21 protein-coding genes are annotated in these 21,718 nt (G+C 63.4%); 4 read left to right on the forward strand and 17 right to left on the reverse strand.

Features of this window, described 5'->3' with window-relative positions; genetic code table 11:
- Positions 1-3: 3 nt before the first annotated feature.
- The 8 genes from GJ695_RS23775 to GJ695_RS23810 form a co-directional block, all read right to left on the reverse strand.
- On the reverse strand, positions 4-1,179 hold the full coding sequence (locus GJ695_RS23775) for a patatin-like phospholipase family protein (RefSeq protein ID WP_154369187.1): 1,176 nt from the start codon (positions 1,177-1,179) through the stop codon (positions 4-6).
- 30 nt (positions 1,180-1,209) lie between these two features.
- Positions 1,210-1,875 carry an HAD family hydrolase gene (locus tag GJ695_RS23780; RefSeq protein WP_154369189.1) on the reverse strand — a complete coding sequence of 222 codons (666 nt, stop codon included), beginning with the start codon at positions 1,873-1,875 and terminating at the stop codon, positions 1,210-1,212.
- A 1-nt stretch (position 1,876) separates the two neighbouring features.
- Positions 1,877-2,860, reverse strand: a complete 984-nt coding sequence (locus GJ695_RS23785; protein ID WP_154369191.1) for a UbiA family prenyltransferase — start codon at positions 2,858-2,860, stop codon at positions 1,877-1,879.
- A gap of 12 nt (positions 2,861-2,872) precedes the next feature.
- Complete coding sequence (locus GJ695_RS23790; RefSeq protein ID WP_154369193.1) at positions 2,873-4,459, reverse strand: ArnT family glycosyltransferase; 1,587 nt, start codon at positions 4,457-4,459, stop codon at positions 2,873-2,875.
- A gap of 93 nt (positions 4,460-4,552) precedes the next feature.
- Positions 4,553-6,343 carry a gamma-glutamyltransferase gene (ggt, locus tag GJ695_RS23795; RefSeq protein WP_154369195.1) on the reverse strand — a complete coding sequence of 597 codons (1,791 nt, stop codon included), beginning with the start codon at positions 6,341-6,343 and terminating at the stop codon, positions 4,553-4,555.
- Positions 6,344-6,434: 91 nt separating this feature from the next.
- On the reverse strand, positions 6,435-7,193 hold the full coding sequence (locus tag GJ695_RS23800; RefSeq protein ID WP_154369197.1) for an SDR family NAD(P)-dependent oxidoreductase: 759 nt from the start codon (positions 7,191-7,193) through the stop codon (positions 6,435-6,437).
- A 14-nt stretch (positions 7,194-7,207) separates the two neighbouring features.
- Positions 7,208-8,176: a sterol desaturase family protein gene (locus tag GJ695_RS23805; RefSeq protein ID WP_154369199.1), complete on the reverse strand. Its 969-nt coding sequence runs from the start codon at positions 8,174-8,176 to the stop codon at positions 7,208-7,210.
- A gap of 46 nt (positions 8,177-8,222) precedes the next feature.
- Positions 8,223-8,993, reverse strand: a complete 771-nt coding sequence (locus tag GJ695_RS23810; RefSeq protein WP_154369201.1) for a PEPxxWA-CTERM sorting domain-containing protein — start codon at positions 8,991-8,993, stop codon at positions 8,223-8,225.
- 221 nt (positions 8,994-9,214) lie between these two features.
- Here GJ695_RS23810 and GJ695_RS23815 point away from each other — a divergent pair, with 221 nt between their 5' ends.
- Positions 9,215-9,679: an OsmC family protein gene (locus tag GJ695_RS23815; protein ID WP_154369203.1), complete on the forward strand. Its 465-nt coding sequence runs from the start codon at positions 9,215-9,217 to the stop codon at positions 9,677-9,679.
- Here GJ695_RS23815 and GJ695_RS23820 read toward each other — a convergent pair.
- The 8 genes from GJ695_RS23820 to GJ695_RS23855 all read right to left on the reverse strand — a co-directional run bounded on the left by GJ695_RS23820 (position 9,663) and on the right by GJ695_RS23855 (position 16,221).
- Positions 9,663-10,088, reverse strand: a complete 426-nt coding sequence (locus GJ695_RS23820; RefSeq protein WP_154369205.1) for a hypothetical protein — start codon at positions 10,086-10,088, stop codon at positions 9,663-9,665. The genes GJ695_RS23815 and GJ695_RS23820 overlap by 17 nt on opposite strands.
- Positions 10,089-10,159: 71 nt before the next feature.
- The gene (locus tag GJ695_RS23825; protein WP_154369207.1) at positions 10,160-12,214 is read right to left on the reverse strand and encodes a sodium-translocating pyrophosphatase; all 2,055 of its coding nucleotides are present in this window, start codon (positions 12,212-12,214) and stop codon (positions 10,160-10,162) included.
- 129 nt (positions 12,215-12,343) lie between these two features.
- Positions 12,344-13,000: an adenylate kinase gene (gene adk / locus GJ695_RS23830; protein WP_154369209.1), complete on the reverse strand. Its 657-nt coding sequence runs from the start codon at positions 12,998-13,000 to the stop codon at positions 12,344-12,346.
- Between the two features lie 177 nt (positions 13,001-13,177).
- Positions 13,178-13,924: a 3-deoxy-manno-octulosonate cytidylyltransferase gene (gene kdsB, locus GJ695_RS23835; protein ID WP_166455317.1), complete on the reverse strand. Its 747-nt coding sequence runs from the start codon at positions 13,922-13,924 to the stop codon at positions 13,178-13,180.
- 3 nt (positions 13,925-13,927) lie between these two features.
- The gene (locus GJ695_RS23840; RefSeq protein WP_008446346.1) at positions 13,928-14,104 is read right to left on the reverse strand and encodes a Trm112 family protein; all 177 of its coding nucleotides are present in this window, start codon (positions 14,102-14,104) and stop codon (positions 13,928-13,930) included.
- Complete coding sequence (lpxK, locus tag GJ695_RS23845) at positions 14,085-15,185, reverse strand: tetraacyldisaccharide 4'-kinase (RefSeq protein WP_166455318.1); 1,101 nt, start codon at positions 15,183-15,185, stop codon at positions 14,085-14,087. The genes GJ695_RS23840 and lpxK overlap by 20 nt, the downstream gene beginning before the upstream one ends.
- The gene (locus GJ695_RS23850) at positions 15,172-15,606 is read right to left on the reverse strand and encodes an ExbD/TolR family protein (protein ID WP_154359555.1); all 435 of its coding nucleotides are present in this window, start codon (positions 15,604-15,606) and stop codon (positions 15,172-15,174) included. Before GJ695_RS23850 ends, lpxK begins: the two co-directional genes overlap by 14 nt.
- Before the next feature lie 9 nt (positions 15,607-15,615).
- Positions 15,616-16,221 (reverse strand): MotA/TolQ/ExbB proton channel family protein, encoded by a 606-nt coding sequence (locus tag GJ695_RS23855; protein WP_154369211.1) that lies wholly within the window; start codon positions 16,219-16,221, stop codon positions 15,616-15,618.
- 1,089 nt (positions 16,222-17,310) lie between these two features.
- On the opposite strand from GJ695_RS23855, the gene xseA reads away from it, so the two are divergent.
- Positions 17,311-18,702: an exodeoxyribonuclease VII large subunit gene (gene xseA / locus GJ695_RS23860; RefSeq protein WP_154369213.1), complete on the forward strand. Its 1,392-nt coding sequence runs from the start codon at positions 17,311-17,313 to the stop codon at positions 18,700-18,702.
- A gap of 32 nt (positions 18,703-18,734) precedes the next feature.
- On the opposite strand, the gene glk is transcribed toward xseA, so the two are convergent.
- Positions 18,735-19,727: a glucokinase gene (gene glk, locus GJ695_RS23865; RefSeq protein ID WP_154369215.1), complete on the reverse strand. Its 993-nt coding sequence runs from the start codon at positions 19,725-19,727 to the stop codon at positions 18,735-18,737.
- A 248-nt stretch (positions 19,728-19,975) separates the two neighbouring features.
- Here glk and GJ695_RS23870 point away from each other — a divergent pair, with 248 nt between their 5' ends.
- Together GJ695_RS23870 and sodB are read left to right on the forward strand one after the other, a co-directional pair.
- Positions 19,976-20,956: a LacI family DNA-binding transcriptional regulator gene (locus tag GJ695_RS23870; protein ID WP_154369217.1), complete on the forward strand. Its 981-nt coding sequence runs from the start codon at positions 19,976-19,978 to the stop codon at positions 20,954-20,956.
- A 123-nt stretch (positions 20,957-21,079) separates the two neighbouring features.
- Entirely contained in the window at positions 21,080-21,658 is a 579-nt protein-coding gene (gene sodB, locus GJ695_RS23875; RefSeq protein WP_154369219.1) for a superoxide dismutase [Fe], read from the forward strand.
- Positions 21,659-21,718: the final 60 nt, after the last annotated feature.

Genomic DNA, 21,718 nt, shown 5'->3' on the forward strand with positions numbered 1-21,718 from the left:
GCGTCACGATTCAAAGAAGGCCAGCACGTCGCTCTTGCGCGCGAAGGTGTCGCGCTGGCCGAGGCGTATCAACTCGCAGGTGTAGGTCGATTCAAACAGCAGGTAGGAAGCCAGCGCCGCGCCGCGCGCCTCGGTGGCGCCGATGCCGGACAACATGGTGCGGATCGGCGCCGGCAGGCTGCCGATGTGGCGCGTGGCGATATCGTCCAGCCGTTCGGACGGCGCGATCACCAGCAGCTTGACCGGCTTGAGCGGCGTCTGCTCCAGGTATTCCGGCGGCAGCATCGACAGCGTCTTGTTGATGCGCTCCAGCCGCTCGATGTCGACCGCCAGGCCGTCGAGGAAGATCGACGACAAGGCATGGCCGGCGATCTGCGCCAGGCTCGGATAGCGGGCGGCGTTCTTTTCGGCGGCGCTGCGCGACGGTTCGGTCAGCCGTCCGGCGCCCACCACCAGCACCTTGCTGGCGCCGAGATGGATGGCCGGCGAGATCGGCGCCAGCTGGCGCATCGAGCCGTCGCCGCAGTATTCGCGGTGGCCGCCCATGTACAGCGGCGTGGCCGGGAAGATGAACGGGATCGCCGACGACGCCAGCAGGTGCTCGACGCCGATCTGGTCCTGCAACGCCACGCGCTGCATGCGTATCCACGGCGCGATGTCGGCGGCGGTCTGGTAGAACGTCAGGTGATTGCCGGCGGTGTAGGACGAGGCGGTGACGGCCAGCGCGTGCAGCAGCCCTTCCTGCAGCACGGCGTCCAGGCGCGGCAGGTCCAGCATGCGGTGCAGCAGGCCGACCAGCGGTGTATTGTCCAGCAGCGAGGCTGGCGGCGCGGCGCGCCATTTGCGCAGCAGCCAGCCGAAAGACAGCAACGACAGCCAGCGCGCGCCGGAACGGATCACGCCCAGGGAGTCGGCGCGGTAGACCTGTTCGACCTCGATGTTCTGCCAGACGTCGAGCAGCTTTTGCACGCCCTCGCCGAAATTGTCGGCCCGGCAGGCCAACGCCGTGGCGTTGATGGCGCCGGCCGAGGTGCCGCAGATGATGTCAAACGGATTCCGGGCCGGGGGCCAGCCCTCCTCCCATAAAATCTCGGAAATCGCCTGCAGCACGCCAACCTGGTAAGCCGCCCGCGCGCCGCCGCCGGTCAGGATCAAGCCTGTTTTCTTTTGTAGTCCCATCTTGCAAGATTAGCAGGGTCTACGCGGTTTTCATAGCTGCACGGTGAACCGGACGTCGCGGTAGCTGGCAAAGGTTTGCCAGCCTGGCAACCGGCGGCGCGACTTGATCAGCGCATGGGCGCCGCAACGGCGGGCGGCGGCGCCGTCGCGCTCCGGACGGTCGCCTATCATCAGGGTGGCGGCGGGCCTGGCGCCGGCCAGGTCCATCACGTGCTGCAAGCCGCGCGGATGGGGTTTGAGGACGCCGACATCGGCGGCGCAGACAATGATGTCGGCGTCCAGCCCCACGGTGCGCAGCTTGGCCTGCGCCGGATAGTCGGACAGGATGGCGATGCGCTTGCCGCGTGCGCGCAGGCGCTGGAACAGTTCCGCCACGCCCGGATAGCGGCAGGCGGGCAGATAGGACAGGGGCCGCCGCTCCAGCCACTCGGCGGCGATTGCCGCCACCGACGCCGGCGGCAGCCCGGCGCGCCGCGCCGCCTGTGCCAGCAGCACGCCTTCGAAATCGTGCACTTCCCGCTGCGCCAGTTGCTCGCGCAGCGTGCGGTATGCGGCCAGGACGCGCAGTTCGTCCAGGCGGCGGTTGCGCAAGGCGTGCAGCAGCAGGTCGCGCGTCATCCGGAGACGCAGGCGCCGCTGGTCGTACAAGGTGCCGTCGACGTCGAAGACAACCAGTTCGATGGCGCTCCAGTCCATGCTAGGGCAAGCCGATGAAGCGTTGTTCGGAAAGCCAGACAAACGCCGGGATGTCGACAAAGGTGGCGACACCGAAGGTGATGGCGACGCAGGCGACGATCAGCAGCAGGCCGCGTTCCCGGAACAGCTTTTCCGGCGCCTGCGCCGACGACCCGGACTGCATCGCCAGCGCCAGGTATTGCGCGAACAGCGCGGTGATGAAAGGCATCAGCAGCAGGTATTCGATGCGGTATTTGATCAGGAACACGGCCAGGAAGAAGTTGGACAACAGCCCGTAGGTAAAGCACGAGACGTTGAGCGAGGTTTCGCCGTAGCCGGCAAAGCTGGCGCGGTAGCGTACCAGTAGTTCGCGGCCGTGCGTGGCGACGATTTCGCGGTATTCGGAATAGCGTTTCGCGGCCATCAGGAAGGCGCCACCGAACCAGTAGGCCAGGATCACCGACGACGGCGGCAGCGAGCCGGGATCGATGATGACCCAGCCGATCAGCAACCGCAGCGGATTGTTGACCGACTCCGACAGCACGTCGAGGTAGGCCTTGTCCTTGGTGCGCAGCGGCTGGACGTTGTAGACCACGCCCTGTAGCGCGAACAGCGTGGCCACCAGCAGCAGCGTCGCACTGGCCTGCCATGCGCACAACAGCCCGGCGCCGAGGAACAGCAGCCATTCGGTGAACACCCATTTTCCTTTGAGGTCGCGCTGCACCGATGCGCGCTGGGACTTGGTGGGATGGTGGCGGTCGAAGGCGCTGTCCAGCCACTCGTTGATGCAGTAGTTGGCGCAGGCGATGGCGACAGCGGCCATCAGGCCAAGCAACAGGTCCAGGCCAAGCTGCGCGGTGTGGACGCCGCGCAGCAGGTACGCCAGCATCATGCCGGGCAGGATGAAGATGTGCTTTGTACTGTGGTCGAAGCGCGCGATGGCCAGGTAGTCGCGGAAGCGGCCAGGCTGGCGCGGGAGACTGCGAGACAGGGTATCGGCTTGCATGGCGCGTCCCTTTCAATTGCGTTGCATGAGCCGGCCGACGTAGGCCAGGTTGACTGCTTGCGCGCCATGGTCGCGGCGCAGGTAGACCTCCACGGCGCGCGCTTGCAGGCGGCCGTAGCGGGTGATGTCGTAGCTGGCGAACAGCCGCCAGTCTTCGGGATGAGACTTGATCAGTTGTTCGATCTGCTGGTGGTAGGCGCGCGCCTGCGCCGGTTCGATGGCGTGATCGATCATGACGGCGTTGACGGGGATGGCGTCCAGCATGGCGCGCATTGCCGGCGCATCGGCGAAACGGGGATGGCTGGCGCGACCCAGCCAGTCCTCGCTGACCAGCAGTTTGCTGCCGCGTAGCGCCAGCGTGTGCGGGCGATGATCGCGCAGCGCGACAGCGGCGATCATGCTGCCTTCACCGCGCGCGTCGGAAATCAGCAGCAGCGTCGGCGTGGCCTGCCCTGCCAGGTCGCCGGCGACGCGGTCGTAGCCGCTGTTGCGCATCGCGTCCGGCAGGTGAAAGACCGTCAGCAGAATGACGACGCTGGCGACGGCCCACAGTACATGGCGCGCGCCGAATGTTGACAGCCACTCCAGGCCGGCGGCGGCAAACAGCAGCACCGCCGGCAGCAGTTGCAGCATGTAGCGGCTTTCTATGCCGGCCGGCACCAGGCACTGGATCAGCAACACGCCGATGCACATCGCGGCCAGCGCCGGCCACTCGGCCGGTCGCCTCCCCGCGTCCGGCTGGCGTTTCAGCAGCGCGCGCCAGACGCCCAGCGCGGCGAGTAGCGCTAGCGACAGGCCGATGGCGTGGAATGCCGCCAGCGGGAAGAACGCCGCCGCCTGCCGGAAGAACGCGGCGGGTGCGCCGGGATCGATGCCGACCATGGCGTTCGGCGCCATGCCGCGCGTGGCGACGTACCACGGCACGCACAGCACGCCGACCACCAGCGCCGCCAGCCAAAGCCGCCAATTGCGCAGCAACCGCCAGTCGCCCGTCAGTACGATGACGATGGGTGGCACCAGCGCCAGCGCCCAGGCGCTGCCGCGCGTGAGGATGGCCGCCGACGCCAGCACGCCAAACAGCAGTGCGTCGGCGCTGCGGCGGCTGCGCGCGAAACGGGCAAAGGCCAGGGTGCCGGCCAATATCAGCAGCGTGACCAGATGCTCGGTCATGACGACGGTTGCGGACTCCTGCACCAGCGGCAGCGCCAGATACACGCCGCCGGCAAACCAGCCCGCGGACGGCGACAGCAAGCGCCGGCCCGCATACGCCATCAGCGTGGCCGTCAGCGCCGCGAACACCGCCATCAGCACCAGCGCCGACGCGCGCGACACGCCGAACACCAGATACCACAAGGCCAGCAGACCATGCAGCAGCGGCGGCCAGTTACCGATGGCGACCTTGGGATAATGGAGATAGAACTGCTGCGCAAAGGCCATGGGATGGCCGGCGCCGGGATGGATCAGGAAGTCATGCACCATCACCGACGAGACGAAATGCGCCGCCTCGTCGGGATGCCCGCCAAAGCCGCTGGCGTAGGCGCCGCCCAGCCACTGCAACAGCAGCGCATCCGCCAGAAACAGCAGGGGCAGGAACTTCATCTTGGCACCGTCGGAGCAGGATTGCAGACGGTTCCAAGTTTAGCTTAATTAAAAATTAAACTTATCAATTAATTACCAATTATTTGCGCCAGATCAGTCGCCCAGCACCACGCCTTCGCGGCGCGGATCGGCGCCGCCAAACCATTCCTCCTTGCCGTTGACGGTGCGGCGCTGGATGCCTTGCAGGCCGGAGTTCTGGTCATATTCGCGGATGTCGTGGCCGCGCGCCTTCAGCTGCGCGACGACGTCTCGGCTGACGCGCCCTGCTTCGAGCTCGGTCGGACCATTGCGGCTGCCGATATTGGGCAGGCTGATGGCCTGCTGCACATTCAGGTTCCAGTCCAGCGTGCCGACCAGCACCTTGGCCACGTAGTTGATGATGGCCGAACCGCCCGGCGAACCGGTGGCCAGCACCAGCTTGTGCGTGCCCTTGTCGAACACCAGCGTCGGCGACATCGCGCTGCGCGGACGTTTGCCGGCCTGCACGCGGTTGGCGATCGGGCCGTCCGCATCCTGCGAATCGAAGGAGAAATCGGTCAGCTGATTATTCAGCATGAAGCCGTCAACCATCTGGCGCGCGCCGAAGGCGTCTTCCACCGACGTGGTCATCGACATGCCGGCGCCAAATTTGTCCACCGCCACGAAGTGCGAGGTGGATGGCGTCTGGATCGCGTTGTCGGTGCCCCATGCAACCTGCATCGTGGCCGGCGGGCCATACGGCGCGGTGCCCATCGACTGCTCGCCGATCAGCGACGCGCGCTGCTTCAGGTAGCCTTTGTCCAGCATGGCGCTCACGCCCTTGCCGGGCAGCGGAATGAAGTCGGTGTCGGCGACGTAGCGGTTACGGTCGGCGAACGCCAGGCGCCCTGCTTCGGTGAACAGGTGAATGCCTTCCGCCGTCAGCTGGCCATTCACCGGCTTGTAAGGACTGATGTCCTTGTACTCCAGGATGCCCAGCATCTGCGCGATGGCGATGCCGCCGGACGATGGCGGCGGCGCGCCGCAGACGGTCCATTTTTTATAATCGCTGCAGATCGGCGCACGTTCCCTGGCCTGGTAGCCGGCGATGTCGGCGGCGGTCAGCTTGCCCGGATTGGTCGGGTGCGCGGCCACCTTGGCGGCGATGTCGTTGGCGATGCGGCCTCTGTAGAAGGCGTCGGCGCCGCCGTCAGCGATTTCGCGCAGCGTGCGCGCCAGTTCGGGATTCTTCAGGATGTAACCGACCGCGCGTGGCTGGCCGTCCGCATCGAAGAAGTAGGCGCGCGCCACCGGATCGCGCGCCAGGAATTTGTCATGCGAGATCAGCGCATTCAGGCGCGGGCTGACGGCAAAGCCGTTTTCGGCCAGCTCGATCGCCGGCTGGAACAGCACCTTCCACGGCAGCTTGCCGTGCTGCTTGTGCGCCAGCTCCAGCATGCGCAGCACGCCCGGCGCGCCGACCGAACGGCCGCCGACGATGCCCGCTTCGCGCGACAGCGGCTTGCCGTCCTTGTCCTGGAACAGATGTTCGTCCGCGGCGGCGGGCGCGGTTTCGCGGCCGTCGTAGGATTGCACGCGCTTGCCGTCCGAGTACACCAGGAAGGAACCGCCGCCGATGCCGGACGATTGCGGCTCCACCAGCGTCAGCACCATCTGCACGGCGATGGCGGCGTCGATCGCGGCGCCGCCCTGCTTCAGCACTTGATAGCCGGCCTGCGTGGCCAGCGGATTGGCGGCGGCCACCATGAATTTTTGCGAGGACTTGCCGACCTTGTCGGCGTAACCGGTGGCGATTTCCGGCGCGGCATCGGGCGTGGCGCCGGTCTTGGCGCGCTGGGCGTAGGCTGGCGCGTGGAGTGCGCCGATCAAAGCGACGCTGAGCGCCAGGGTCTTCATACGATTCATGGACTCTCCAAAATGAAAGCGCGCGGCCGGCGCCGCGCGCGTGATCATTTTCTATCCTACACGAAATCGTTTAGATCGTTTTATTTATGTACTACTTCGGCTGCATGCGGATCGCGCCGTCGAGGCGGATGGTTTCACCGTTCAGCATCGGGTTCTCGATGATGGCTTTCGCCAGCAACGCATACTCGGCCGGCTTGCCCAGGCGCGGCGGGAACGGCACCATGGCGCCCAGCGCGTCCTGCACTTCCTGCGGCATGCCCATCAACATCGGCGTTTCGAAGATGCCTGGGGCGATGGTCATCACGCGGATACCGTTGCGCGACAGGTCGCGCGCCATCGGCAGCGTCAGGCCGGCGACCGCGGCTTTCGACGAAGCGTAGGCGGCCTGGCCGATCTGGCCGTCGAACGCGGCCACCGAGGCGGTGTTGATGATGATGCCGCGTTCGCCGGTGTCCAGCGCTGCGTTCTTGCTCATGGCGTCCGCCGCCAGGCGCGCCATGTTGAAGGTGCCGACCAGGTTGATCATCACCACGCGCTGAAACAGGTCCAGCGCGTGCGGGCCTTCCTTGCCGACGGTCTTGGCGGCCGGGGCGATGCCGGCGCAGTTGACGATGCCGCGCAGCGTGCCTTGCGCCAGTGCGGCGGCAACGACGGCCTGGCCGTCCGCTTCGGAAGTGACGTCGCATTTGACGAACACCCCGTTCAACTCGGCCGCCAGCGCTGCGCCGGCCTCGGCTTGCACGTCGGCCAGCACGACCTTGCCGCCTTGCCCGGCCACCATCCGCGCCGTGGCAGCGCCAAGACCCGAGGCGCCGCCGGTGATGATGAATACGCTGTCTTGAATCTGCATGCTTGTCTCCAATGTTATTGACGTTTACGTAAACGTAAGCATTGTAGCGCATCTGTAGGGGTCAGCAGTTGCTTTTGACTTGGCGGCGGATGGCACCCGCACAACCCGCACCGCGCTGCGGCCAGGGTCTGACCCCGTACGGGGTCAGACCCTTTCGTCAGGGGTGCTTGCAGGCGTTTATTTTTTTGCGGAAGCAGCGGATCAAGCAGTTGCCCCGTCAAGCCGTCGGCTTGCGGAGTATCGGTGCCATATTCGGCCGGCCAGTGCGGCGGCAGATAGTGGCTGCCGAACACACGATCAAGGAACGCCAGCGTGGACGCATAGTTGCGGTTGATGTGGTCGTAACGGCTGTGATGCCAGTGATGGAAGGCCGGCGTCACCACCAGCCATTCCAGCGGCCCCAAACGCCAACGCAGATTGGCATGAATGAAGAACCCCCACAACGTCCCCAGCACCAGCAGCAGCGCCGGCGCTCCGCTGCCCACCACGCTCGGACTGGCCAGCCCCAGCAGATACAAGGGAATCAGGCCGAACAGCCGCGTGACCACCATGTCCACCGGATGGGTACGGGTATTGGCGAGAAAATTCATGTGCTCGGTGCTGTGATGCAGCGCGTGGAAGCGCCACAGCCACGGCAGCTCATGACTGAGCCGGTGTCCCCAGTAGAAACCGATTTCGGCGATCACGAAGGCCAGCGCCAGCCGCGCCCATCCCGGCAGCATTTGCAACGCCGAGATCAGCGCATCCGGCACCAGATGCCGGGCCGCCACCGCCAGCACCGCCGTCACCGTGCTGAGCACGAGGATCGGCGTCAGGCTGCTGATGACGTAGTAGATCAGATCGTGGAATAGTTGGCGGCGCAGACGCGGCGCGTGTCGCGCGCCGAACCAGCGTTCCAGCGGCACGAAGATGACCGTCAGCACCACCAGCCACAGGCTCAGGCGCAGGACGGCGATCGCGAATTCGTGCAGGGAGAAATGCATGAGGGGGATGCGGCGCACCCGTCAGGATGCGCCGGTGGCGACTGGATCAGGCGCGCTTGGCGGCGCGGCGGCGCGCCATGAAACCAACCAGGCCGATGCCGCCCAGCAGCATGCCCCAGGTCGAAGGTTCAGGCACGGCAGCGGTCAGCGAGACGTTGTCCAGCAGCAGGAACGGTGGCGCGCCAGCCGAACCTTGCGCGAAGAACGACAGCACCTGGCTGGCTTGCGCCGCGGTGAAGGTCATGGTGGAGGTCTGCCAGCCGCTGAAGCCGCCGGTGGCGATGCTCAGTGAGGCGCTGTTTTGCGTTACCGTATTGGCCGGCAGCACGCCAACTTCGAGATCATGCGCCTTCGGCGTCTGGCCGAACAGGACTTGCCAGTAATCGGTGTTCGCGCCGGTGTTGCCGCTTTGCTGGCCCAGCGCATAATCGAAGGTCAGGGTGTACTTGTCACCCACGGTCAGGCCGCTGATGGTCTGCGACAGCACGCCGGCGTGATACAGCGGGTCGGAGGCGAAGAAATTGCCGCCGTTGGTCTGCGGGGTGAAGCTTTGCAGCCAAATCCGCGAGTCGGTGGTGGTAACCTGGGTGCCGTTCAGCACGAAGTTGTAGCCGCCGTTGTTGCCGTCGTAGCTGGTCCAGTTGGCCAACATGGTTTCACCGGTAACGCCCGCGACGTGGCCGACCTGATTGTTGTTGCCGTTGCTGACTTGGCTGAAATCGCCATTCTTGACCAGATTGGCCGAAGCGGCGTTGGCATTGCCTGCGCTCATGGCGGCAACAGCAAGCAGGGACAGCAGAATAGAAGTGATGCGCATAGATGCGAGCTCCAGTGAATGACAGGTAGTGTGGGTAACTGTCGGCGAATTCTGGGCCGACGACAGCTCGACAAGACAGCCTATCGAACTGGGAGAGGCGTTTTCGTTGCAGAACGTCATAATTAATTGCATTGCAGCTATTCTAACAGAAGTAAAACAAAAAATATCAAAATATCTCGACAACAATTTAAATTTCTTTTTGGAAATATTCAAGGAAGATCATGGCATCAGGCGTACATCATTACCAGGTCGGCGTGGAATGGACCGGCAATCGCGGCAGCGGCACCTCCGGCTACAGGGACTACGACCGCAACCACACCATCAGCGCCGACGGCAAGCCGGCCATTCCCGGTTCTTCCGACCCGGCCTTTCGTGGCGATGCGGCGCGCTGGAATCCGGAGGATTTGCTGGTGGCGTCGGCCTCGGCCTGCCACAAACTGTGGTATTTACACCTCTGCGCCGAGGCGGGCATCGTGGTGACGGCGTATGTGGACGAGGCGGAAGGCACGATGAAGGAAGACGCCAGCGGCGGCCGCTTCGAACGCATCGTGCTGCGCCCGCGCGTGACGATTGCGGCCGGCGACGCCGAACTTGCGGCCAGCCTGCACCATGCGGCGCATGAGAAATGCTACATCGCCAACTCGGTCAACTTTCCGATCCTGTGCGAACCTAGCATTGAATCGTAGCGCCGGCGCGGGTGCAGGCCTTGCCTGACGGCCCGACCACGCCGCCGCCGGCGTTGTTATAACGCACGCCGTTGGTTCCATAACAGCCGGCCGCATCGCAGTTGGTGACGGGGACCGGGGCACGCGGCGGACTCGACAGGGTTGGCGTCATGGCCGGCATCTTCACCGAGGCCACGCGCTTTTGCTGCGGCATGCGGTCGATGATCTGCGGCACCGGACGACGCGGCATCGGCCGTTGCGCCGGCGCGGTGCGGCATGGCTCGACGGCCAGCCTGGTGCCGTCGGCGCTGAGCGTGCAGACCGGCAATTTGGCGTAGTCGTCCGTGGCCTGGTCGGCCCATGCGTATTCACACACCAGCATGCCGAACAGGAACACAACGGTGAAAGCAGCTGGCTTGGCGATATTCATGGTCTTCCCTCCTTGTCTACATTATTAGCAGACGCACGATTGGAAGGAAGACACGGAAACAATTCGTAACCTTAGTGTACCGACACCGCCAGCCAGCCGGACGCCGGCAACAGCGGCACCAGCAGCAGCGCCACGATGTTGATGATCTTGATCAGCGGATTGACCGCCGGCCCAGCCGTGTCCTTGTACGGGTCGCCGACCGTGTCGCCGGTGACGGCCGCCTTGTGCGCATCCGACCCCTTGCCGCCGAAATGGCCATCCTCGATGTATTTCTTGGCGTTGTCCCAGGCGCCGCCGCCGGTGGTCATCGAGATCGCCACGAACAGGCCGGTGACGATGGTGCCCATCAGCATGCCGCCGAGCGCCGCCGAACCCAGCAGCATGCCGACCAGAATCGGCACCACCACCGGCAGCAGCGACGGCACGATCATTTCCTTGATGGCCGACGCGGTCAGCATGTCGACCGCCTTGTCGTATTCCGGCTTGGCCGTGCCTTCCATGATGCCCTTGATGTCGCGGAACTGGCGCCGCACCTCCACCACCACGGCGCCGGCCGCGCGCCCCACCGCCTCCATCGCCATGGCGCCGAACAGGTAGGGAATCAGGCCGCCGATGATCAGGCCGACGATCACCATCGGGTCCGACAGGTCGAAGGTGATGCTGCGCCCGGCCGAGGCCAGCGCGTGCGTGTAGTCGGCAAACAGCACCAGCGCCGCCAGGCCGGCCGAGCCGATGGCATAGCCCTTGGTGACGGCCTTGGTGGTGTTGCCCACCGCGTCGAGCGGATCGGTGATCGCGCGCACCGAGTCCGGCATGCCGGACATTTCAGCGATGCCGCCGGCGTTGTCGGTGATCGGGCCGTAGGCGTCCAGCGCCACCACGATGCCGGCCATCGACAGCATCGAGGTCGCGGCGATCGCCACGCCGTATAGCTGCCCCAGCTGGTACGAGACAAGGATGGCCGCGCACACCGCCAGCACCGGATAGGCGGTCGACTTCATCGACACACCCAGGCCGGCAATGATGTTGGTGCCGTGGCCAGTGGTTGACGCTTCGGCGATATGCTTGACCGGGTGGAAGTCGGTGCCGGTGTAGTACTCGGTGATGTAGACCATCAGCCCGGTCAGCACGATGCCGACCACGGTGCAGCCGATCATCCGGCCGCGCATGGCGTCGTCCGGCCACAGCTGCCAGGTCACCACGACGAAGCCGATCAGCGACAAACCGGCCGCCCACCACAAGCCGGTGTACAGCGCCGACATGATCTTCTTGCCTGGCTTGGCCTTGACCATCGAGCAGCCGATGATCGAGGCGATGATGGACACCGCGCCCAGCAGCAGCGGATACACCACCGCCGTCGTGCCGGCGGCTCCCATCAGCAGCGCGCCAAGCAGCATGGTGGCGATCAGCGTCACCACATAGGTCTCGAACAGGTCGGCCGCCATGCCGGCGCAATCGCCGACGTTGTCGCCGACGTTATCGGCGATCACCGCCGGATTGCGTGGATCGTCTTCCGGAATGCCCGCCTCCACCTTGCCGACCAGGTCCGCGCCGACGTCCGCGCCCTTGGTGAAGATGCCGCCGCCGAGCCGCGCGAAGATCGAAATCAGCGAGGCGCCGAAGGCCAGCCCGATCATCGGCTCTATCGTCTTGTGCAAGTCGATGTCCGGCCCCACGCCGGCCACCAGGAACATATAGAACAGCACCACGCCGAGCAGGCCCAGTCCCACCACCAGCATGCCGGTGATGGCGCCGCCCTTGAAGGCGACGTTGAGCGCCTCGTTCATGCCGCGTGTGGCCGCCTGCGCCGTGCGCACGTTGGCGCGCACCGAGACGTTCATGCCGATGAAGCCGCACGCGCCCGACAGCACCGCGCCGATCAGGAAGCCGATGGCGGTACTCAGGTCCAGCAGAACACCAATGAGGATGAGGAGCACCACGCCGACGATCGCGATGGTGCGGTACTGGCGCGCCAGATAGGCGGCGGCGCCCTGTTGAATCGCGAGTGCGATTTCCTGCATGCGGGGGTTGCCCGCGTCCTGTCGCAAGATCCAGCTGCGCGACCAGAGTCCATACACCACGGCGATGACGCCGCACGCCACTGCTATCCATAAGCTGGCTGCCATATTGTCCCCTTTTATTTTTGTTGATTAAGCCGTACAAACCACACTTCACGTGCGAACTGCAAAACTTCAAAAACGGGATGGCATCCAGCGAAAAAAAAAGCGGACCATCGGTCCGCTCTACTTTAACGCTTATTTCGACAGCGCGGCAAACGCGGCGTCGCGAATTTCTTCCACGGGGCCGACGCCCTCGATGCGGCGATATTTCGGCGCGCCGGCCTGGCCCGATTGCGCCCAGTCATTGTAGTAACCCAGCAGCACTTCGGTCTGGCTGTGATACACGTCCAGACGCTTCTTGACCACTTCAGCCTTGTCGTCGTCGCGCTGCACCAGGTCTTCGCCGGTGACGTCGTCCTTGCCTTCAACCTTCGGCGGGTTGAACTTGACGTGGTAGACGCGGCCCGAGCCTGGATGGCAACGGCGGCCGTCGATACGCTCGATGATCGATTCGTCCGGCACCGCGATTTCCAGCACGTAGTCCACTGCCACGCCGCTGTCCTTCATGGCGTCGGCCTGGGCGATGGTGCGCGGGAAGCCGTCGAACAGGTAGCCCTGGGCGCAGTCAGGCTGGGTCAGGCGGTCCTTGACCAGGCCGATGATGATGTCATCCGATACCAAACCACCCGCATCCATGACCTTCTTGGCGGCCAGGCCCAATTCCGAACCCGCCTTGATGGCAGCGCGCAGCATGTCGCCAGTCGAGATTTGCGGGATGTTATATTTTTCTTTGATGAAGTTAGCCTGAGTGCCTTTGCCGGCACCTGGTGCTCCTAAAAGAATAAGACGCATGAAAAATTCCTAAAAATCAGATATGGGTATGGGTTAGTAAGTAACGGATTGTACGAAACTTACCACAAAACATAGTTTGAACGCCAATTTAAGCCTGATATACCGTGTGAATATCGCACAGTTACAGTCGTTATATCAGTGGTAGCTGACGGGCGACTGACGTCCTTTTGATATAAATCAATAGAACTGACGCACGCGCTCCAGGTCTTCAGGCGTGTCCACACCGGCGGCCGGGGCCGAATCGGTGACGTGGACGGCGATCGGATGGCCGTGCCACAGCACGCGCAACTGCTCCAGCGCCTCGATCGATTCCAACGGCGACACGTCCAGCGCCGGGTAGGCTTGCAGGAAGTCGTTGCGGTAGGCGTACAGTCCGATGTGACGGAGCGGTACATAACCAGTGGGCAGCGCATCTTTGGTCTGCGCGAAGGCGTCGCGGTGCCACGGGATGGTGGCGCGCGAGAAGTACAAGGCGCGGCCGGACTTGTCCAGCACCACCTTGACCACGTTCGGGTTGAAGGCGTCGGCGGCGTCGTGCAGCGGGTGGGCGCAGGTGGCCATGGTGACGTCGGCGTCGATCAGCGCGGCGGCGGCCTGCAGCAGCGCCGGGTCGATCAGCGGCTCGTCGCCTTGCAGGTTGACGATGACGGCGTCGGCCGCCAGGTTCAGCGTGCGCGCCACTTCGGCGATGCGGTCGGTGCCGGATGGGTGGTCGGCGCGCGTCATGCACACTTCCACGCCGTGCTGTTCGCAGGCGGCGCGGATGGCTTCATGGTCGGTGGCGACGATGATGCGGGACGCCCCGGACTGCTGTGCGCGTTCGGCCACGCGCACCACCATCGGCTTGCCACCGAGGTCGGCCAGCGGCTTGTTCGGCAGCCGGGTCGAGGCCAGGCGTGCCGGGATGATGACGATGAAGGACACTGCTTATTCCGCCTTGTCCTGCAGGGTGCGCGCCTCGTCGGCCCACATGATGGGGATGCCGTCGCGGATAGGATAGGCCAGGCGGTCGCCTTTGCAAATCATCTCCTGCGCCTTTTTATCGTACTCCAGGGGGCCTTTGCAGACCGGGCATACCAGGATATCAAGCAATCGAGCGTCCACGACATTTCTCCACAATTTGGTCGGCCAGCGCGCGGTCGATGCGCGCTGTTACCGGGACGACCCATAGTCGCGGGTCGTCTCTGAGTTCTTCAATTTGCGCACATTTTACTGCATCCTTCTCCGTCATCAAGATTAGGTCGGCGTCCAGGGCGGCGAATGGGCGGTCCTGGAAGTCGTGATGGTCGGGCAGAGGCAGTTCTGTGATGCGCAGGCCGGCGCTTTTCAGCATGCCGAAAAAGCGCGCGGGGTTGCCGATGCCGGCTGCGGCGGCAACCCGCAATGCGGGGTGGGCGGCGAGTTCCGTCAGCGGCTTTTTTTGGGTGCGGTCCCGGAGTTGCTCGGCGTATTCCCCCACGAGCGTCATCTGGATCGCCGCCGTCCGCGTATAGGGGGTCTGACCCCGCATGGGGTCAGACCCCGCCGTGCCGGGGTTGACCGCGCGCACCAAGGCCTCGCTCATTTCCGGCGTGTTGATAACGGTGAAGTCGCGGCGGCGGCTGACCGGCTCGCGCAGCGGGCCGGCCGGCAGCAGCCAGCCGTTGCCGGCGCCACGGCCGTCGAACAGGATGATTTCGACGTCGCGCTGCAGCTTGTAGTGCTGCAGGCCGTCGTCGGTCAGCAGGATATTCACGTCGGGGTGCGCGGCCAGCAGCGCGCGGCCGGTGGCGGCGCGGTCGCGCCCCACCATCACCGGGCAGCCGGTACGCTGCTTGATCAGCAGGGGCTCGTCGCCCACCTGCGCCGGCGTCGAGGCGGCGGTGACTTCGCGCGCGCCATCGGCATCGCTGCCGAAGCCGCGCGAAATCACGCCCGGCCGCATGCCGGCCGCTTGCAGCGCCTGCACCAGCCAGATCGTCAGCGGCGTCTTGCCGGTGCCGCCGATGTAGATATTCCCCACCACCACCACCGGCACCGGCAGCCGCGACGACGTCAGCACGCCGGCGCGGAACAGGGCCACGCGCACGCCGCTCAGAAGGCGAAACACCAGCGACACCGGCCACAACGCGCAAGCCAGCGGCCCGCGCCGCAGCCAGTTTCGCGTCAGCGTGGACTCCAGCGCCGACGCTTTATTTGTCGCCACCGGTTTGCGCCGCGAAAGTCAGTTTTTCGTAGCCAGCGATGCGCGCGGCTTCCATCACGTTGATCACCATCTGGTGCATGGCGAACTGGTCGGCATTGACGATCACCACCGGCGACTTGCCGGCGTCGCCGCCCTTGCCCGCCGCCTCGCGCATCGCCTGTGCGAAGCCGTTGACGTCGCGGAACGAGACCGGCTCGCCGTTGATGGTGTAGTTGCCCTTGGCATCCACCGTCACGTTCAGCTCGAACGGCTTGTCGGTGGCTTTCTGTGCGTCGGCCGTCGGCAGCGTGATCTGCAGTTCGGTGAACTTGCTGTAGGTGGTGCTCACCATCAGGAAAATCAGGATCACCAGCAGCACGTCGATAAACGGGATCAGGTTGATCTCCGGGTCTTCGCGGCGCTGGCCTTTGCGGAAATTCATGACGCGTCCTTACTTGCGCTTGCTGTGCACAACGTCGACAAACTTCACCGCCTGCTGTTCCATGTCGATGATGAAGCTGTCGACCAAGGCGCGGAAGTGGCGGTAGAACACCAGCGTCGGCATCGCGATCGCCAGGCCGAAGCCGGTGTTGTACAGGGCCACCGAGATGCCGTGCGCCAGCGCCGCCGGATTGGAACCGGCCGTATTCTGCGAACCGAAGATCTCGATCATGCCGACCACCGTGCCGAACAGGCCCATCAGCGGCGCCAGCGTGGCGATGGTGCCCAGCGTGGTCAGGAAGCGTTCCAGCGTGTGGGCCACGCCGCTGCCCGCCTCTTCGATGGATTCCTTCATCACGTCGCGCGGCGCGTCCACATTGCGCAGCGCGGCCGACAGCACGATGCCCAGCGGCGAACTTTTTTCCAGCTTGTCGATGACGTCGGGCGTGATCTGCTTGTTGCGGTAGACCTGCACCACCTCGTCCAGCAGGCGTTTCGGCAGGATTTTGCTGCGCCGCAAATACAGCAAGCGTTCGATGATCAGGGCGGTTGCGACGATGGAAGCAATCAACAACAACCAGATAGGCCAACCTGCAGCTTGGAATATGGCGAGCAAAACGAACTCCTGTATAGATAATCACCCGAATGGCGCAATGTATCTTGTTGGACGCTGATCGGCAAGTGGATGGTGGAGTTCTCAACATTTTCTGTGGACAATAATGTGTGCAAAGCCACGCCTTCCTTCCCAAGTCATTGATCTGTAAGGAAATAGTCACACCGCTTAAATTTCGCGCAGCCGGTACACGCTTTATCCCAGTTATGCCCATATTCTGTGGACAACGTTGTTAGCAATGCGTAGCGCTTGCCAACAAACCGTTGATTTATAAGGATATTTTTCTCCTGCGCAAAAAGAACGCACCAATTACAGGCCAAAATCCAGCATTGGTATTCATGTGGACTTCCCCACACTTACTGTGGACAAGATTGTTAGCAAGCCCTTCCACAATATGATATCCCATTGATTTATAATGGATTTTTTGTCTTGAGTAAAAAATTAGCACGATGGTGTTTTTGGCCGTTTTTCGGTGCAAAAACCGGCTTATCCACCGCTGGGCGCGCGAAAGCGACTGATCGCTTTCAACTATCGGCGACGCTGTGCACTTCTGCACATTTTGTGTGGATAAGATTGTTAGCAAGGCGCAAGTTACAAACCCAAGTCTTTGATTCGCAAACACTTTATTGCCATGCGCAAAATTAAAGCACCCGGTTTCCCGACCTTTGCCGGAGGCCGGACTGGCCATCCGGGATATTCACTTCCATACGCCCTGCGTGGACAAGTTCGGAGTTTTGCACAAATTCTGTGGATAAAAGTGTGCGAAACAGGGGATGGCCCAACTTAAGTCATTGATTCGTCACAATATAATTTCCGTGCGTAAATTTTAAGCATGACCAAATCAACAACAAGAAAAAGGCTATCACTCACCAAAGTTTCACACACGTTTTGTGGATAACTTTGTGTGTAACCATGGGTGGCTAGGGCAAAGTGCTTGATCCGTAAGGGTTTTTCCTCTTTGCACGCAAATACGGCACAAATGTTTACCCTTTAAAATCATAGACCTACCTATAATACCTACCGCTTTTACTACTCTGTGACCGCTGTGTGACCAAACACACATAGTGTGGATAGTTTCCTTTATTGAAATCTATGACCTTCGACGACCGTAACGATTCCACCCCTGCCGGCGCCCCGGTAATCACCGTCAGCGCGCTGAACCAGGCCGTGGCGCGGCTGCTGGAGCGCTCCTTTCCGCTGACGTGGATTTCGGGCGAAATCTCCAACTTCACGCGCGCGGCGTCGGGCCACTGGTATTTCACGCTGAAAGACAGCGGCGCCCAGGTGCGCGCGGTGATGTTCCGTGGCCGCGCGCAGTATGCGGACTTCATTCCGCGCGAAGGCGACAAGGTCGAAGTGCGGGCGCTGGTCACGCTGTACGGCGCGCGCGGCGATTACCAGATCAATGTGGAAGCGATCCGCCGCGCCGGCGTGGGCTCGTTGTTTGAAGCGTTCCAGCGGCTGAAGGAAAAGCTCGATGCGGCCGGCCTGTTCCACCCGGACCGCAAGCGCGCGCTGCCGATCTTCCCGCGCGCGGTGGGCATCGTCACCAGCCCGCAAGCGGCGGCGCTGCGCGACGTGCTGACCGCGCTCAAGCGCCGCGCGCCGCATGTGCAGGTGATACTGTATCCAACGCCGGTGCAGGGCCAGATGGCGGGACAGAAGATCGCCGAGGCGATCGACACGGCGTCGCTGCGCGGCGAGTGCGATGTGCTGATCGTGTGCCGGGGCGGCGGCAGCATCGAGGATCTGTGGTCGTTCAATGACGAGGAAGTGGCGTATGCGGTGGCCAACTGCCGCATGCCGGTGATTTCCGGCGTCGGCCATGAAACCGACTTTACGATCTGCGACTTTGCGGCGGATTTGCGCGCCGCCACGCCGACTGCGGCGGCGGAACTGGCGGTGACGCCGCGCATGGACTGGATAGGCTCCCTGCGCGCGGACGTGGTGGATATTCGCCGCGCCATGCGGCGGGCGTTGAATGATGCGGAGCAGACGCTGGATGGGTACACGCGGCGTCTGCTGAACCCGACGGCGCAGATCGATCAGCAGCGCCACAAACTGCGTGCGCTGGCGACGGCGATGACGCATGCGAACCGGGCGCCGCTGTCGCAGGCGCGGCATCAGCTGGATCGGCTGGGTGGACGGCTGGGCGCGCGCAAGCCGGATGTGACGGCGGCGCGGTCGGTGCTGGCGGGGTTGCAGCATCGGGCGGCGATCAGCATCGGCACGCGGCTGGGGCAGCAGCGCGATGCGCTGGGGGCGCTGGCGGCGCAGCTGGAGATGCTGAATCCGCAGCGGACGCTGGAGCGGGGGTATGCCATCGTCACCAACCACCAAGGCGAAATTGTGCGTACCCCTGATCAACTGCACGCTGATACGACGCTGGATTTAAAACTGGCCGAGGGTAGCGCGCAAGTTGGCATCAACAAGGTGCAACCCGGCAAGGCGGGGTCTGACCCCGCTGGGGTCAGACCCCTATGACGCGGCGACCGCTGGTCGAAACGGCCGCGGGGTCAAGCGGCCGACAACATCGCCGACATCCCAATCAACACCGGATATTTTTCGGTAATGACGTAAGTGGGAATATGCGCCAGATAATCGGAAAACCGCCCCTTCTGCTCAAACCGCGCCCGAAAACCTGAACGCTCAAAGAACTCACTCATCTTCAGCACCGTGCGGCCGCCGATGTAGATACCGCCCTTTGCGCCCAACGTCAGCGCCACATTCCCCGCCACCGTCCCCAGCATTTCACAGAACGCCAGCAACGTCTCCTCGCACACCGGATCGAGCCGATGCACGCCGCGCTCCATGATCTCCGCCGAATTCAGATTCTGCGGCTCGACCCGCGCCCGTTCGCACAGCGCCCGGTACACCAGCGCCAGCCCGATCCCGGACACCAGCCGCTCGCTCGACACATGCTCGTGATAGCGCCGCGCATAGCGCAGAATATCGATCTCGCGCTCATTCATCGGCGCGAAAGTGGCATGCCCGCCTTCGCTGTCGATGGCGATCCAGCGATCCCCGGCCGGCACCAGTCCCGACACGCCCAGCCCCGCATCCGCGCCCACCAGCCCAATCGTGGCGCCGCTGCGCACCATCCCGCCGCCCACCTGATGCTTATGCTCCGCCGCCAGATACGGCAAGGCGCTGGCCAGCGCGGTGAAGTCATTCACCACCACCAGCGATTTCAGACTGAATTGCGAACACACCGCCTCGATCGAAAACGACCAGTGATGATTGGTCATGGTGACCCAGTCGCCGTCGATGGGATTGGCAATCGCGATGCCGGCAAACCGCGCCTGGTAGCCGCCGGCCGCCACCGTCGCCGCCTGCGACAGGTAGGCCACCATGGCGGCGCCCAGCGTCGGGTAGGCTTCGCACTCGGTCAGCCAGATCGCTTCGATCTGGTTCGGCGCCGTCTCCAGGCCGAAGCTGGCACTGCTGCCGCCGACGTCGGCCAGGATGCGCGGGCCGTGCGCGAGGTGCGAAAAGGAATCGCGTTTCATGTCTCTGTCCGTTCTGTCTCTTATTGGTTTACTGCGACTTGATTATATGTCATGCGTTGTTATGAAAACGATTTCAAGCGCGTTTTTCATTAAATACCGCCACCGGCGGAAAGTCAATGTGCCGTCACTCTTCAAAATGGCGGACAGGCCCGGAATTTATGGTAATCTTCGGCGAAAAGGTTTTCATAACTACATGACAAGGACGCGCTTTGGCTGAGATTCCCCACTCCACCGGCCCATCGACTCTGATGGATGTTGCACGCCAGGCGGGAGTGTCGCCCAGTACCGTTTCCCGCATCCTCAACGGCACCGCCAAGGTGTCGGACGACAAGCGCCAGGCCGTGCTGGCCGCCATCACCAAGATGAATTTCGCGCCCAACCAGATGGCGCAGGGCCTGAAAAAAGGCCGCTCGATGACCATCGGCATCGTGGTGCAGGATATCTCCTCCCCGTTCTTCGACGAAACGCTGCGCGGCGTCGACGATGGCCTGAAAGGCACCGGCTATGCGTCGGTGATCGTCAGCGGCCACTGGAACGCGGAAGAGGAGGCCGAGCGTATCCGATTGCTGCTGGCGCGCAAGGTGGACGGCATCATCCTGCTGTCGGGCCGCATCGGCGACGAGGCGGTGCTGGGCTTTTCCAGCCAGCGGCCGATCGTCTCCACCGGCCGTGCGCTGCACACCCGCACCGCGCTGGGCTTCAAGATGGACAATGAATACGGCGCCTACCTGGCCGTACACCATCTGATCGAACTGGGCCACCGCCGCATCGCCTTCATTTCCGGTCCGCCCAACAACATCGACGCCAACGAGCGCCTGGCCGGCTACACGCGCGCACTGGAGGAAGCCGGCATTGCGCTGGACCAGAACCTGATCGTCGAGGGCAATTACCACGAGGCCAGCGGCATGCTGGCGATGAACCGTCTGTTCGACAGCCACCAGCAGTTCAGCGCAGTGTTTGCCGCCAACGACCTGAGCGCGTATGGCGCGCGGCTGGCCCTGTACCGCAAGGGCATCCGCGTGCCGGACGACATCTCGCTGGTCGGCTTCGATGACCTGCCCGGCTCGTCGTACACGACGCCGCCGCTGACCACCATCCGCCAGCCGCTGTACGACATCGGCCGCATCGCCACGCAGGCCTTGCTGCGCATCATCAACGGCGAGGAAGCACGCGGCGAAGTGCCGCCGCTGGAGCTGATCGTGCGCGAGACCACGCGCCGGGTGCGCTAGGTTCGCTAACCCACACGAATCCCGGGTGATTTCTGCGAGGACGGCCCATCCGCTTTACAATGATGGACGTTTCGCTAAAAATGACCCGGTTTCAAGAAACCAACTCAAACCAAAGGAAGAACAATGGAACATACTCTGCCACCTCTGCCATATGCCATCGACGCCCTGGCGCCGTCCATCTCGCAAGAAACGCTGGAATACCACTACGGTAAGCATCACCAAACGTATGTCACCAACCTGAACAACCTGATCAAAGGTACCGAGTTCGAGAACCTGTCGCTGGAAGAAATCATCAAGAAGTCGTCGGGCGGCATCTTCAACAACTCGGCACAAGTATGGAACCACACCTTCTACTGGAACAGCCTGACGCCAAACGGCAAAGGCGCACCAGACGGCGCGCTGGCGGACGCCATCAACGCCAAGTGGGGTTCGTTCGACAAGTTCAAGGAAGAGTTCACCAAGTCGGCCGTCGGCAACTTCGGTTCGAGCTGGACCTGGCTGGTGAAAAAAGCCGACGGTTCGCTGGACATCGTCAACACCTCGAACGCCGCCACCCCGCTGACCACCGACGCCAAAGCGCTGATCACCTGCGACCTGTGGGAACACGCCTACTACATCGACTACCGCAACGTGCGTCCTAAGTATCTGGAGACCTTCTTCAAGCTCGCCAACTGGGACTTCGCTGCCGCCAACTTCGCGTAAGCGACACCGGCAGCCTCAAAAAGCCCGCAGCGCCCCGCGCCTTGCGGGCTTTTTTTCATC

The organism is Duganella alba, from assembly GCF_009674495.1.
Classification (GTDB): domain Bacteria; phylum Pseudomonadota; class Gammaproteobacteria; order Burkholderiales; family Burkholderiaceae_D; genus Rugamonas; species Rugamonas alba.

Excerpts from the sequence above, each read along its gene's own strand:
- GJ695_RS23775 (WP_154369187.1), bottom strand. The coding sequence starts at position 1,179 with ATGGGACTACAAAAGAAAACAGGCTTGATCCTGACCGGCGGCGGCGCG.
- GJ695_RS23780 (WP_154369189.1), bottom strand. The coding sequence starts at position 1,875 with ATGGACTGGAGCGCCATCGAACTGGTTGTCTTCGACGTCGACGGCACC.
- GJ695_RS23785 (WP_154369191.1), bottom strand. The coding sequence starts at position 2,860 with ATGCAAGCCGATACCCTGTCTCGCAGTCTCCCGCGCCAGCCTGGCCGC.
- GJ695_RS23790 (WP_154369193.1), bottom strand. The coding sequence starts at position 4,459 with ATGAAGTTCCTGCCCCTGCTGTTTCTGGCGGATGCGCTGCTGTTGCAG.
- ggt (WP_154369195.1), bottom strand. The coding sequence starts at position 6,343 with ATGAATCGTATGAAGACCCTGGCGCTCAGCGTCGCTTTGATCGGCGCA.
- GJ695_RS23800 (WP_154369197.1), bottom strand. The coding sequence starts at position 7,193 with ATGCAGATTCAAGACAGCGTATTCATCATCACCGGCGGCGCCTCGGGT.
- GJ695_RS23805 (WP_154369199.1), bottom strand. The coding sequence starts at position 8,176 with ATGCATTTCTCCCTGCACGAATTCGCGATCGCCGTCCTGCGCCTGAGC.
- GJ695_RS23810 (WP_154369201.1), bottom strand. The coding sequence starts at position 8,993 with ATGCGCATCACTTCTATTCTGCTGTCCCTGCTTGCTGTTGCCGCCATG.
- GJ695_RS23815 (WP_154369203.1), top strand. The coding sequence starts at position 9,215 with ATGGCATCAGGCGTACATCATTACCAGGTCGGCGTGGAATGGACCGGC.
- GJ695_RS23820 (WP_154369205.1), bottom strand. The coding sequence starts at position 10,088 with ATGAATATCGCCAAGCCAGCTGCTTTCACCGTTGTGTTCCTGTTCGGC.
- GJ695_RS23825 (WP_154369207.1), bottom strand. The coding sequence starts at position 12,214 with ATGGCAGCCAGCTTATGGATAGCAGTGGCGTGCGGCGTCATCGCCGTG.
- adk (WP_154369209.1), bottom strand. The coding sequence starts at position 13,000 with ATGCGTCTTATTCTTTTAGGAGCACCAGGTGCCGGCAAAGGCACTCAG.
- GJ695_RS23850 (WP_154359555.1), bottom strand. The coding sequence starts at position 15,606 with ATGAATTTCCGCAAAGGCCAGCGCCGCGAAGACCCGGAGATCAACCTG.
- xseA (WP_154369213.1), top strand. The coding sequence starts at position 17,311 with ATGACCTTCGACGACCGTAACGATTCCACCCCTGCCGGCGCCCCGGTA.
- glk (WP_154369215.1), bottom strand. The coding sequence starts at position 19,727 with ATGAAACGCGATTCCTTTTCGCACCTCGCGCACGGCCCGCGCATCCTG.
- GJ695_RS23870 (WP_154369217.1), top strand. The coding sequence starts at position 19,976 with ATGGATGTTGCACGCCAGGCGGGAGTGTCGCCCAGTACCGTTTCCCGC.
- sodB (WP_154369219.1), top strand. The coding sequence starts at position 21,080 with ATGGAACATACTCTGCCACCTCTGCCATATGCCATCGACGCCCTGGCG.